Below are 13,858 nucleotides of genomic sequence, written 5' to 3' on the forward strand. Positions count from 1 at the left end.
TTTAAAGTTAATTGTAAAGTATCACAATTAATTAGCACAGTTTATGTGCCTCGATAGCTCAGTCGGTAGAGCAGAGGATTGAAAATCCTCGTGTCCGTGGTTCGATTCCGCGTCGAGGCACCATTTATTGAAAAGCCTTGCTTATGCAAGGTTTTTTTATTTTAAGTGCTTTATAAAAGTTCTCAATCTTTAAAATTGAACGTGCCTTAGCACACAGTTTTGTGTGCCGACTTAGCTCAGCTGGTAGAGCAACTGACTTGTAATCAGTAGGTCAACCGTTCGACTCGGTTAGTCGGCACCATTTATTCAAAAGCCTCGCTTATAGCGAGGCTTTTTTGTTTTCAACTTGAGAATTAAAAATACCCATAGTTAAGAGCAAAGCAACTGACTTGTAATTAGTAGTCTGTATAAGTTATCCGTTCGACTCGGTTAGTCGGCACCATTTATTTAAAAGCCTCGCTTATAGCGAGGCTTTTTTGTTTTCAACTTGAGAATTAAAAATACCCATAGTTAAGAGCAAAGCAACTGACTTGTAATCAGTAGCCTGTATAAGTTATCCGTTCGACTTAGTTAGTCGGCACCATTTATTCAAAAGCCTCGCTTATAGCGGGGCTTTTCTGTTTCTATATGTCTAATACCAATCCGCAATAATACTTAATTAATTTGAGTGATTAAACCTGACGCTAACTGCGTTAAAAATTTCTGATATAAGACAAAAATAACGAAATTTTTGCTTTGTTATCGACACGATTTTCTTACCTCAAAATAGATCACTTAATTAAGCAAATTGGTATAATCTCTTAGACACACTACAAAAAGTTAATTTTTTATTATTAAAAATTGCTGATCATTTGCTCATTTTTACCGTATAACTGGCTATTATGTTAGTTCATCGCTAGCTATGTAATGTTATGTAAAGTAGGTTGAGCAAAAGTTGCCAAAGTGCTTGAATTACGTTCATAAATAGCAGTAATTTAGGTTTAATTATGATTTGGCAATGCAAGCCAACCCTATTGGCAATTAGTGTGATGCTGCTTAGCGGCTGTGCGAGTGATTTTAACTCGTCGCAGCGCATGCAAGCGCCTAATAATATGCCACAGCAATGGCAGCAAGAAGCATCAAGCTCGGTATTAAAAGTACAAGAGCAATGGCTTACACAACTACAAAACCCTACGCTTAACAAATTTGTACAACAAGCACTTAAAAACAACCAACAGCTTTTACAAACTAGTTACGATGTAGAAATTCAAAAACAACAGCTTATAGTATCGGGTGCAGCGCTTTGGCCTAGCCTCGATTTATCAACGCGTACTAGCCGTAGTAAAGACAACCGCCCAGTGAGCTACGACAACGCAAGTTCAGTTAGTTTAAACTTAACTTACGAGGTTGATTTATGGGGTAAGCTTTCGGATTCAAAGCGCGAAGCTAATCTTAACTATTTAGCGCAACAGGCACGGTTTGAGCAAGCTAAACAGCAACTCGTTGCTGATGTGGTAACAGGCTGGTTTGATGTTGTTACATCACAACAATTACTCGATTTATTTAAACGCAGAGAAGCTAACGCACAGCAAAACCTAGATATTATCGAGTCTGGCTATCGCCAAGGTATAAACGAAGCTCTCGATGTTTACTTAGCTCGTAATGAGCTCAATACTGAACGCGCTCGCATTGCCACTCAAACGGCGAACCTATCGGCTTCAGCACGCGTACTTGAGCGTTTACTGGGTGAATACCCAAAAGGTGCCATTACTGCTAGTAGCGACTTACCCGTTATTAATACCGATATTCCACTAGGCTTACCTTCTGAACTTATAACACGTAAACCTACGCTGCGAGCAAGTTGGTATGATCTTTTAGCCACCGACGCATCACTTGCGTATGCGCACAAACAACGCTTTCCAAGTTTAAACTTAACAGCTTCACTAAGTGATAGCACCGACAGAGTAAGCGACTTGTTTTCTCCATCAAGCCTTGCATGGTCGTTATTAGGTAGTATTTCAGCACCACTTTTTGAGGGCGGACGCTTAAAAGCGAATGAAGAAATAGCGCGCCTTAATACTCAAAAGCAAGAGCAACTTTATTTGCAAACGCTTTACGATGCATTTGGTGATGTAGAAAATGCGATTTCACAGCAGCAGTCTCTTAAATCACAATATAGCAGCACCCTTGAGGCGCAAGAAAACGCACTTGCAGCAGAGCAGTTGTCGTTTGAGCAATATCAAAGTGGCTTGGTAACTTACACTACGGTGCTTGACGCACAAGATAGGTCTTTCGATGCACAAAGCTCCTTAATCGACATTAAAAACCAATTAATAGCTAACAGAATTAACTTACACGTTGCCCTTGGTGGTGATTTTGCAAAGCCCTCAAGTGAACTAAAGAGCAATAATGATGAAAACTAAAACAGCAAAAATTATTATTCCAGCGGTGGTTATTATTGCCACTATTTTAATTGTTATGTTTATTAAAGGTAATCCGCCAGAGGCTAAACGCTTTGGCTCACCTCCTAAAGCATCAATAAGTGTGGCTGCGCTTGAGCTTAAATCACAAAATTACCAAGTGATGATTGATAGCTACGGTACGGTAAAACCACGTACACAAAGTTTATTAGTTGCTCAGGCATCTGGGCAAATAATTGAAGTAAGTGATGACTTTAGAGAAGGTGGCTTTTTTGAAAAGGGCGACGTACTTTTAAAGCTAGACGATAGAGATCATCAAGCTGAAGTTAAATCTGCTCAAGCCAATTTATTAACGGCAGAGCAAGGCTTATTAGAAGAAAAAGCGCGTGGACAACAAGCTATTACTGATTGGAAACGCCTTGGTGGCTCAAATCAGGCAAGCAGCCTAGTACTGCGTGAACCACAACTTGCAGCAGCCGAAGCAGAAGTTTTATCGGCTCAAGCAGTACTTGAAAAAGCCATGCTTGATTTAGAGCGCACTAAAGTAACCGCGCCATACGCCGGGCGTATACTTAGCCGTAGTGTTGATTTGGGGCAAGTTGTTACTAACAATACCCAGCTTGCCACTATTTACGCAATCGATAGCGTAGAGATTCGTTTACCGATTAAAAATAAAGATCTTCCGTTCGTAAATTTACCAGAGCAATATCGTGATGGCGCCAAAAATCAAGCAGGTTCAATTGTTAAATTTACCTCTGACTTAGTGGGTGAGCAAACGTGGCAAGGGCAGCTAGCGCGTACCGAAGGTGCTATAGATGAAGGTGCACAACAGCTTTACGTAGTTGCTAAAATTAACGACCCATATAAAGCAACGGCTAATAACCAGTACCCAATAAAAATAGGGCAATACATAAAGGCGCAAATTACCGGTAAAACAGTTCCTAACGCACTTATAATCCCTAACAGTACTATTTATCAAGGGACGTATGTTTATGTTGTTGAAGAGGGTGTACTCAAGCGTAAAGACATTACACTTGCTTGGCAAAATGCGACACAAGCGATGATAAAAACGGGATTAAATCCAAATGATAAACTGGTTATTACTCCACTAGGGCAAGTGAGTTCTGGAACTCAGGTAAGTATTTTAGGCGAACAAAGCACAGAGCAACCTAAAAGCCGAGGAGCTAATGGGCAAGGTAAAGGAAAGCGCCCGACGCCAGAGCGGCTTGAGCAAAAAGCAAAAGAGCAGGGTATTAGTGTTGAAGAGCTAAAAAAACGCCGCGCAGCAAAGCAAGGAGATAAGCCATGATCGCTTGGTTTGCCAAAAACCATGTTGCTGCTAACTTATTGCTAGTAACGCTGTTACTGTCGGGACTTTTTAGCTTATCAAGCAAAATACCGCTTGAGGTATTTCCTTCATTCGAAACTGACATGATAAGCGTAAATGTAAGTTTGCGTGGTTCAACACCAGAGGATGTAGAGCAAGGTGTAACTATACGAATAGAAGAAGCAGTACAAGATTTAGAGGGCATAAAGCAAATATTTAGTCGCTCTTCTGAAGGTTCTGGCTCTGTGACAATAGAAGTGGAAAGCGGTTACGACCCTCGTGAGCTTTTAGCTGATATAAAAAGTCGTGTAGACGCAATTAACACTTTTCCAGCCGATGCTGAAAAGCCGATAGTAGCGCTTGCTGAGCGAATTCGTGAAGTTATCGCGGTTACCGTATCGAGTGACTATGGCGAAAAAGAAACCCGCGAATACGCAGAAACAGTACGCGATCAAATCCTACGTTTACCTAATGTAACGCAGGTAGAGCTAAGTGGCGTTCGTGATTACGAAATAGCCATTGAAGTAAGCCAAGATATTCTTCGTCAGTACGATTTAAGCTTGGCACAAATATCGAGTGCTATTTCAAACTCAAGCTCAGATATTTCTGCTGGTAACTTAAAAACAGAAGGCGGGGACGTACTTATAAGCTCTAAAGGGCAAGCATATCGTAAAGATGAATTTGCCAGCATTGTTGTTAAAAACCAAGCCGATGGCACTATTATTCGCTTAGGTGATATAGCGACTATAAAAGATGATTTTGAAGAAACACCAGTACGTACTCGCTTTAATGGTAAGCAAGCTGCATTTATCGACGTATATCGAATTGGTCCACAAAGTGCGATTACAGTTGCTGACGATGTTAAAAACTACATAAAAGAGCAACAAAGCTCTCTCCCGCAAGGGTTTGAACTAAGTTACTGGGATGATGATTCGGAGCTGGTTAAAAGTCGTATTTCGACCCTTACTACCAATGCTTTACAAGGCGGTATTTTAGTACTGGCTTTACTTACTTTGTTTTTACGCCCTGCAATTGCATTTTGGGTATTTATTGGTATTCCGGTTTCGTTTATGGGCGCGTTTATAGCGATGCCTATTTTTGGCGTAACCCTTAATATTATGAGCTTATTTGGCTTTATATTGGTACTGGGGATTGTTGTTGATGACGCCATAGTTACCGGCGAAAACGTTTACACCCACCTAAAAACGGCTAAGTCGGGCGAGCAAGCCGCAATTTTAGGTACTCAAGAAGTAGCAACACCAGTAACATTTGGTGTGTTGACTACCGTTGCTGCCTTTTTACCTTTGGCCTTTATTGAAGGGGCGCGTGGTGCCTTGTTTGCACAAATACCGGTAGTGGTTATTCCGGTATTATTGTTTTCATTGATTGAATCTAAATTTGTACTACCAGCACATTTAAAATATATAAAACTACGCCACGAAAAAGGCGAACCTTCAAAGTTTGATGTTATTCAACAGCGTTTTGCAGATGGATTTGAAAACGCGATTTTAAAATACTATCAACCCACTTTAAATTTAGCACTGCGCCATAAATTGGCTTCGGTAAGCTTGTTTATTGGTGTATTTGTTATAATTTTAACCATGATCACCAGCGGTTGGACTAAGTTTGTATTTTTCCCGCGCATACCAAGCGAAACAGTCCGCGTTAACTTAACACTACCAACAGGTACACCGTTTGAAGTAACTAATAAATACGTAATTGACATGTCGCAAAAGGCGCAGCAATTACAAGAAAAGTACCGCGATCCGGATACTGGCGAAAGCGTTATTTTAAATATATTAGCCACAACAGGCGGGCGTGGTGGTGTATCTAATTCAGGCTCTGTACGCTTTGAAATAACACCGGCTGAAAAGCGTGAATCAGACATAGGATCACGAGAACTTGCCAGCGAATGGCGCGATTTAATTGGTGTGATACCAGGCGCCGAAAGTTTAACGTTTAGAGCCGAAATTGGCCGAAGTTCAGACCCCATTGATGTTCAGCTTAGCGGCACTTCGTTGACTATTTTACAAGACGTGGCTGATCACATTAAAACCCGTTTATCGACCTATCCAACGGTATTTGATATTGCCGATAGTATGTCCGACGGTAAAGAAGAGTTACAAATAGAGCTTACGCAACAAGGTTTAGCGCTGGGCTTAAATAGAGTCAATGTAGCAGGACAAGTACGTAACTCGTTTTTTGGCTCGCAAGCACAACGTATTCAGCGAGGCAGGGATGACGTACGTGTAATGGTACGCTTACCTATAGATGAGCGCCGCTCTGTAGCTGACCTACAAAACATACTTATAAATACGCCTGATGGAGGCTCAGTGCCTTTATCGCACGTGGCAACACTTACTGCTGGGCAAAGTCCATCAACTATTAATCGAATAGACCGTTACCGCACATTAAACGTAACAGCCGATATCGAAAAAAATAATACCAACATGACCATACTGCAGGCTGACCTAACGGAGTATTTAGATGGGTTAATGCAGCAATATCCTGGAGTAGATTACAAACTAGAAGGTGAGGCTAAAGAGCAAAGAGAGTCGTTTGGGTCGTTGGCTTGGGCACTTGTGTTTGTATTTTTTATTATTTATGCGCTATTAGCAATACCGCTTAAATCTTACTTACAACCAATCATAGTAATGAGTGTAATCCCATTTGGCATGATAGGTGCTGTAGTAGGGCATTGGATTATGGGAATGGACTTAACTATTATGAGTTTACTCGGTATGCTTGCGCTAACCGGGGTGGTGGTAAATGATTCGCTTGTACTCGTTGATTTTATTAATAAAAAGCGCAGTGAAGGTGGTAAAGTTCTCGATGCTATAAAAATTGCAGGTGCATCACGTTTTCGCCCTGTAATGCTAACTAGTTTAACGACCTTTATTGGCTTAATGCCATTACTGTTTGAAAAAGCGACTCAGGCACAGTTTTTAATACCAATGGCGGTGAGCTTAGGGTTTGGGATTATTTTTGCTACCTTTATTACTTTATTGTTAGTACCAATAAACTACATGCTAATGGAGCGTTTTCAAGGTTGGTTTAAATAACTTCACTCTTAAATACGTGATTATTAAAGCTGTAGGTAAGTAATTACCTGCGGCTTTTTTTATAAGCTAAAAAGTAATATTAGACAATTGAAGATAAGTGAATAAAAAATTTAGATAAATATAAGAATAAACAGGAAGGTTAATTTTTTTGATAAAGCCTTTTAAAGGCGAAGGTTACTAAAAAGGTGTTCCCCAAGATACGGTACTCGGTTTCAGTCCTGAAACCAGAAGGTTTCAGGGCGGGAATCTGCGGTTTACCGTAGGCTTCTCGGTACATGCCGAGCCTGCACAATAGTAGACGAACAGAAACCCTGGTATAAAATTTATCGGCTCAGGGACTTAACTAAGCTCCGGTACCCCAGGGAACAATTTAAGTATATAAGACATAATCCAATCCTTAAACCCCAAACGTAAAAAATTAAACCGTTCGCTTAGTTTTTCCGCACCTTTAACTCATCATTTACTTTATCGCATGGTTTTTGAGCTTGATCATACAATTAATTGGAGTTGCTTTTTATCGAGTGGTAGCATTGCCTTAACTTGCAAAGCGAAGATTCGATTATGAACGATTTACCCGATTACGAAAAAGCTCAACTGCTTTTAGAAAAAAATGAAATATTTGTATCACCTGCTGAAGCGCATGGTGTGATTAGTGGTTTACTTGCGTGTGGTTTAACCATTGACGACAAAGAATACTTAGGCCTTTTGAGTGATGTGTTTAACGATGGTGAATCGTTTAGTAACGATTTAAAGCAGTTTTTTGGCACTATTTATAAGCAAGTAGTCGCGAGCTTTAATGATGATGAATTTCAGTTTGATTTATTTTTACCAAGCGACGACGAAACACTCATCGATCAGGCTAATGGCCTCGTATCATGGGTAGCGGGTTTTATGCTTGGTTTTGGTTTAAAGCAAAAAGACTACGGTAAACTATCGAGTGATGTTAAAGAGGTTATTACTGACTTTAGCGAAATCACTCGCCTAGATACTACTTTTGAAGAAACCGAAGAAGACAGCCAAGCGCTGCACGAAGTGATTGAATATGTGCGTGTATCAGCACTACTTTGTTTTGCAGAGCTTGGTAAAGAGCAAAGCACGCAAAGTACTAAAAAAACACTTCATTAACTTTTAAAAAGTAAAACGGGTTGGTTAATAATGGTTGAAGTAAAAAAGTCAGAATTTAAAGCACGTCGCGAGCGCTTACTTGCTCAAATGGATGAAAATAGCGTTGCTATTATTCCCGCTGCGAGCGAAGTTACGCGCAGCCGCGATACCGAATATGCATTTAGACAAGATAGCGACTTTTTTTACTTAACTGGCTTTAACGAACCCGACGCCGTACTTGTACTCTGTAATAACAGCGATGCACCCAGTACTTTATTTTGCCTAGATAAAGACAAGCTTGCAGAAATTTGGCATGGCCGCAGAGTTGGCTTTGATAAAGCTAAAAGTGACTACCTGTTTGATGAAGCTTACCCGCTAAGTGAATTAAACGATAAAACACTCGATATGCTAAATGCAAAAAATGCGATTTATTTTGCACAAGGTGCTTACCCCTCATTTGATACCAAAGTGTTTTCGTTACTAGGTACGCTTCGAAGTGGCTCTCGAAAAGGCCTTAAAGCACCGAGTAATTTAAAAGAAATACGCGACCTTATTCACGAAATGCGTTTGTTTAAATCGCCAAGTGAGATAGATGTTATGCGAGAAGGTTGTGAAATTAGTGCGCGAGGGCACATGCGCGCTATGCGTTATTCACATGCGGGTGCCACAGAGTTTCAGCTAGAAGCAGAGTTACATCATCATTATGCAATGAACGGTGCGCCTCATCCTGCGTACGGCACAATTGTTGGTAGTGGCGACAACGCCAATATTTTACATTACACGCAAAATAGCGACGTATTAAAAAATGGTGATCTGGTACTTATAGACTCTGGGTGCGAGTTACAAGGTTACGCCGCCGATATTACTCGTACATTTCCGGTAAATGGTCAATTTAGCGAAGAGCAAGCCGCGCTTTATAATATTGTGCTTAAAGCGCAAGAAGTTGCTTTTGATGAGGTAAAACCCGGTGGTTATATGTCGCATGCTAATAAACTAGCAATGGAAGTAATGACCCAAGGTTTACTTGATTTAGGTATTTTAATCGGCGACTTTGACGAGCTAATGGCAAAAGGTGCGTGTAAAGAATATTACATGCACGGGCTTGGGCATTGGCTTGGTTTAGATGTACATGATGTTGGCGATTACAAAGTAAATAACGCTGAGCGTGCATTTGAGCTGGGTATGGTACTCACTATAGAGCCAGGGCTTTATATAAGCGAAGACTCAAGCGCACCGCAAAAATACAAAGGCATTGGCATTCGTATCGAAGATAACTTGCTAGTTACCGAAACCGGCCATGAAAACTTGACCCTAAGCGTACCTAAAAAAATTAGCGATATAGAAGCACTTATGCAAAGTGCTAAAAACGTATAAAGCTCGGAGAGTAAAGTGGCTAAGCAGTTTGATGTAGTTATTATTGGCGGTGGTTTAGCGGGAGCAAGCTGCGCATTAAGTGTGGCTAAAACTAATCCCGCGTTAAATATTGCCGTTGTAGAAGCGAATCAAGTAACCGGCGACTACCACCCAAGCTTTGACGACAGAAGCATTGCACTTGCTCAGCAATCGGTAGAGTATTTACAAAGCCTCAATTTATTTGAGCAAAATGCTCCTTACACCGCAGCGATTAAAAAAGTGAGCGTGTCTGATAGAGGCCACTTTGGCAAAGCGCACATTAATTGCGACGAATTTGCTAAGCCCTCACTTGGTTACGTAGTAGAAGTTAACCCTTTTGGCCGAGCGCTTCACCTGCGTTTAACGCAGTCAAATATTACGCTTTTGTGCCCCGATAGCGTAATTGCCATTGAGCAAACTTTGCATAGCAATACACTCACCTTACAAAGCGGCGAGCAATTAAACGCCAAGCTATTGGTTATTGCTGATGGCGCACAATCACCAACACGTAGTTTACTTGGGCTTGGTTTTAATACCCAGCCTTATGAACAAGGCGCAATTATTGCTAATGTAGAAGTGGCTGGTGGGCATAATAATCATGCCTTTGAGCGTTTTACACAAAACGGGCCTATGGCGTTATTACCCATGAGCAATAACCGTTATTCGTTAGTGTGGTGTATGTGCCAAGATCAGGTTGAACAGCACATGGCACTCAGTGAACAAGGTTTTTTAAGTGCCCTGCAAAGCGCGTTTGGTTATCGCGGTGGTCAATTTACTAAAGTGGGCATGCGCACGAGTTACCCGCTCGTTTACGGGCAAGTCGAGTCTTTGACTGCGCACCGTACAGTGGTTATTGGTAATGCCGCACATGCTATTCATCCTATTGCAGGGCAAGGTTTTAATTTAGGCCTTCGCGACGTACAAGTACTTAGTAATTTAATAGCAAATAGCCAACACGATTTAGGCAGCTATGCGTTTACACGTGAATATTCAAAAAAGCGCAGTGATGATATAAAAACCGTAATGAGTTTAACCGACGCACTTGTTAGACTTTTTTCAAACTCATCGCGAGTGCTCGCATTGGGGCGCAGTATTGGGTTGTTTTCGATGGATTTATTTCCCGCATTAAAAGCGCCATTAGCTAAACAGTTAATGGGGCAAGTTAAACAAGGTAGGCGTTTATGAAGCAAGCACAGGTTTGTATTGTAGGTGGCGGCTGTGTAGGGCTAACACTAGCACTTGGATTGGCAAAAGCCGATATAAGCGTCGTTGTACTCGACGGCGCACCAACACAAGCATTACCAACTGACGAATATGGTTTGCGTGTAAGTGCGTTAAGCATTGCAAGTCAAACCTTGCTTGAACAATTAAACGTATGGCCCGAAATTATCGCACAGCGAGCGTGCGCTTATACACATATGGACGTACGTGATGCCGACAGCTTTGGCAAAATAGCGTTTAATAACGAGCAACTTGAGCTTGAACATTTAGGCCATATTGTTGAAAACGACATTATCCGCTACGCGCTTATAAAAGAGCTAGAGCAACAAAGCAGTGCCACGCTAATGTTTGATACGCAGTATCAGCAAATACATCAAAGCGAATCTGATGTATTTATAACACTTAAAAGCGGCGAGCCAATTATTGCAAAACTGCTGGTGGCGGCTGATGGTGCAAATTCAGCTATACGTAAACAATTTAATATGGCGCTTAGCTTTAAAGATTACGATCACCATGCGCTAGTCGCGACAGTTAAAACTAAAGAGCAACATGCAAACACCGCACGCCAAGTCTTTTTACCAACAGGGCCACTCGCGTTTTTACCATTGAGCGATGAGCATACTCATTCAATTGTGTGGTCTACCAGCCCCAATCATTGTGATGAATTATTAGCAATGGACGACACCGCCTTTAATAAAGCCGTAATGGCTGCAATAGATGGTCAATGCGGGCTGTGTGAAGTGCAAAGTGCGCGCACTGCTTTCCCACTTAAAATGCGCTACGCCCAGCAATGGGTTTCAGGCAAAGTGGTACTCATTGGCGACGCTGCACATACAATCCATCCACTTGCAGGGCTTGGTATGAACCTAGGCCTAAAAGATGCGGCTTATTTAATTGAGCTTTTGACAAGCGATAGCAAGGAGTTTGCAAGCACTCGCACACTGCGCGATTACGAGCGCACTCGTAAGCTCGATGCACAAAAGCACATAGCTATGATGCAAGGGTTAAAAGAGTTATTTGAAGGTGCAAACCCAGTTAAAAAACTTATTCGTGGAGTAGGGCTATCATTAGTTGATAATCTTGGGCCAATCAAGCACCTGTTCGCCAAAGAAGCGATAGGAAAGTGATGTAGGTTGAGTGAAACAAAACCCAACGAGAAAAGCGGTTAGTTATTCGCTTTTAATAAAAAACCGATGTTTAATTTAAGCATCGGTTTTTTATTAAAATAAATTAAGTACTTACTTTGTATGTTTTTTCGGTAAATTTTGTTATTTTTACATTAAATATGATAAAAAGTTTTTACTAAATTTTAAGGAAGAAATAAATGTTAAAAATAACACTCTTATTTTTTTTATTAACTGCGTCTGTAGTTCATGCAAAAGATAAACCTTGGGAGTCTTACGCTAAACTTCCAATGGTAGAGCAACCACAAATATCGCCAAATGGAGAAATGATAGCAACACTTTATAATACTGCTGAAGGTCCTACTATCAGTTTAGCTAAATTTCCTAGTATCGAATTCAATATATTAGCAAGTCTCAAAAAAGATAAAGACAGAGTCGACTTTATTCGTTGGTCAGGCAATAAATATATCATTGTTTCTGCTAGTTACCCTGAATATGTCAATGGTCAATACATGAGAGTTTCAAGGTTATATTCGATCAATGTTGAAACCAATGAAAGTAAAATGCTAACTACGCGACGTTTTTCTGAATATAGGTGGTATAGATATCAGAGTTTCAGACTCGTTTCCTCACTTAAAAATGAGCCAGATTTCGCGCTAGTGTCAACGTTTGATGAAAAAGATAAAGCTTATTCTGTTTTTAAAGTTGAATTAGGTGATTCTAGTTTTGATAAAATTCAGAGGAATAAAGAAAATATTGGAAGTTGGTATGCAGACCCTAAGGGAGTTTTACGCCTGGGGATCGCAATTGATAAAAAAGATGATAAGTTTATTGCTTCAATATGGTATCGAGCAAAGAAAGATGAAGCATTAAAAATGATTCATACCCATATTTTGGGTGAAGATAGTACTTTCTCCATCCAAGGCCTTAATGAAGATGGTACAAAAGCTTACGTCCTTTCTGATCGTGTATTACACAGACAAGCTTTATGGTCATATGATATCGAGTCAGGGGAGTTTGAAGAGCTTGTTTATAGCAATGATAAATACGATATAAATAATGCAATCGTTAATAGTGAGGGCGATTTTATAGGGGTTGGCTACTATGATGATTTCTACAAGAGCCATTATTTTTCAGAGGTAGACGGTAAGCAAGAGCTTATGGTTACTAATTTATTTGGTGATAAGCAAGCTAGTATTGTTAGCCGTAGTAAAGATAGAACACGAATTCTTGTTAATGTAATAAGTGATTCAGTCAGCCCTACTTATTATTATTTTGATTTAAACACAAAGAAGGGCGGCGCTTGGTTATCTAAATTTCCTTATTTAGCACGTAATAAATTTGTACCAGTGCAAAACTATAGCTTTAAAGCGAGCGATGGAGCTGAAATCTCAGGCTATTTTACAAAACCAGAAGGGGTTAAAACTCCGCCGCTAATTGTAATGCCTCACGGAGGACCTCATAGCCGAGACTACAAATACTTTAATCGAGAGCTTCAATATTTAGTTAGTTTAGGTTATGCGGTATTGCAAGTGAACTTCAGAGGCTCAGAAGGTTTTGGTAGTGCTTTTGAAACTGATGGTTATTATCAGTGGGGTAAACGTATGCAACAAGATGTATATGATGCAATGGATTGGGCTACTAGAACCGGATTAACATCAAAAAATAATGCATGTATTTATGGCGCAAGTTATGGTGGTTATGTTGCATTAACAGCAGCATGGCAAGAGCCCGATCGCTTTAAATGTATTATTAGTATTTCTGGAATATCGGATCTAAAAGGGTTAGTTGAAGATGAAGAGCGACAAGATGCCTACCTAGGTAATATTGTTGATATGACTGATAGTAAAGCCGTTGATGCATTATCTGAGGTTTCGGCAATCAATATGATTAACCGAATTAAAGCCCCACTTTTACTTATCCATGGGACAAAAGATACGAGAGTTGACTATCGACAATCAAAATATTTTTATGATAAAGCAAAGCGAAATTTAGATATAAAGTATGTTGAAATTGATGACGGAACACACTTTTTTGATGACCCAGAAAGCTTAAAAGTACAATACAAAGAGGTTACTGAGTTTCTTAAAAAACACTTGTAAGTAAATGAGTGAGCGTTTTTTAACTCGAAACCTATTTTAAATTTTCTAGTAATTATAAAAAACCGATGTTTAGTTTAAACATCGGTCTTTTGTTTTAAAATAGTTTTGAACATATTAAAAGCTACGC

At 40.2% G+C, this 13,858-nt stretch carries 8 protein-coding genes, 2 tRNA genes and 1 other RNA gene; 10 read left to right on the forward strand and 1 reads right to left on the reverse strand.

Annotated features, from left to right (window positions below):
* Positions 1-47 precede the first annotated feature (47 nt).
* The 5 genes from QL995_RS19495 (at position 48) to QL995_RS19515 (ending at position 6,788) form a co-directional block, all read left to right on the forward strand.
* Positions 48-123: transfer RNA gene (locus QL995_RS19495), tRNA-Phe, on the forward strand.
* Between the two features lie 102 nt (positions 124-225).
* Positions 226-301 (forward strand) — tRNA-Thr (locus tag QL995_RS19500).
* A 685-nt stretch (positions 302-986) separates the two neighbouring features.
* Positions 987-2,402, forward strand: coding sequence for a TolC family protein (locus tag QL995_RS19505; RefSeq protein ID WP_165727252.1), 1,416 nt, complete (start codon positions 987-989; stop codon positions 2,400-2,402).
* Positions 2,392-3,708: an efflux RND transporter periplasmic adaptor subunit gene (locus QL995_RS19510; protein WP_290294921.1), complete on the forward strand. Its 1,317-nt coding sequence runs from the start codon at positions 2,392-2,394 to the stop codon at positions 3,706-3,708. The genes QL995_RS19505 and QL995_RS19510 overlap by 11 nt, the downstream gene beginning before the upstream one ends.
* On the forward strand, positions 3,705-6,788 hold the full coding sequence (locus tag QL995_RS19515; protein WP_024589701.1) for an efflux RND transporter permease subunit: 3,084 nt from the start codon (positions 3,705-3,707) through the stop codon (positions 6,786-6,788). The genes QL995_RS19510 and QL995_RS19515 overlap by 4 nt, the downstream gene beginning before the upstream one ends.
* Positions 6,789-6,973: 185 nt before the next feature.
* Here the strand turns inward: QL995_RS19515 and ssrS are convergent.
* Positions 6,974-7,156: non-coding RNA, 6S RNA (gene ssrS / locus QL995_RS19520), on the reverse strand.
* Positions 7,157-7,349: 193 nt separating this feature from the next.
* Here ssrS and QL995_RS19525 point away from each other — a divergent pair.
* The 5 genes from QL995_RS19525 (at position 7,350) to QL995_RS19545 (ending at position 13,731) form a co-directional block, all read left to right on the forward strand.
* Entirely contained in the window at positions 7,350-7,913 is a 564-nt protein-coding gene (locus QL995_RS19525; protein WP_007587323.1) for a UPF0149 family protein, read from the forward strand.
* Positions 7,914-7,943: 30 nt separating this feature from the next.
* Complete coding sequence (gene pepP / locus QL995_RS19530) at positions 7,944-9,266, forward strand: Xaa-Pro aminopeptidase (RefSeq protein WP_290294888.1); 1,323 nt, start codon at positions 7,944-7,946, stop codon at positions 9,264-9,266.
* Positions 9,267-9,281: 15 nt separating this feature from the next.
* Positions 9,282-10,469 carry a 2-octaprenyl-6-methoxyphenyl hydroxylase gene (gene ubiH, locus QL995_RS19535; RefSeq protein WP_290294889.1) on the forward strand — a complete coding sequence of 396 codons (1,188 nt, stop codon included), beginning with the start codon at positions 9,282-9,284 and terminating at the stop codon, positions 10,467-10,469.
* Complete coding sequence (locus QL995_RS19540; RefSeq protein WP_290294890.1) at positions 10,466-11,632, forward strand: FAD-dependent monooxygenase; 1,167 nt, start codon at positions 10,466-10,468, stop codon at positions 11,630-11,632. The genes ubiH and QL995_RS19540 overlap by 4 nt, the downstream gene beginning before the upstream one ends.
* 197 nt (positions 11,633-11,829) lie before the next feature.
* Positions 11,830-13,731: an alpha/beta fold hydrolase gene (locus tag QL995_RS19545; RefSeq protein ID WP_282114798.1), complete on the forward strand. Its 1,902-nt coding sequence runs from the start codon at positions 11,830-11,832 to the stop codon at positions 13,729-13,731.
* The last annotated feature ends 127 nt before the right edge of the window (positions 13,732-13,858 follow it).

The organism is Pseudoalteromonas sp. APC 3358 (assembly GCF_030408075.1).
GTDB lineage: Bacteria > Pseudomonadota > Gammaproteobacteria > Enterobacterales > Alteromonadaceae > Pseudoalteromonas > Pseudoalteromonas arctica.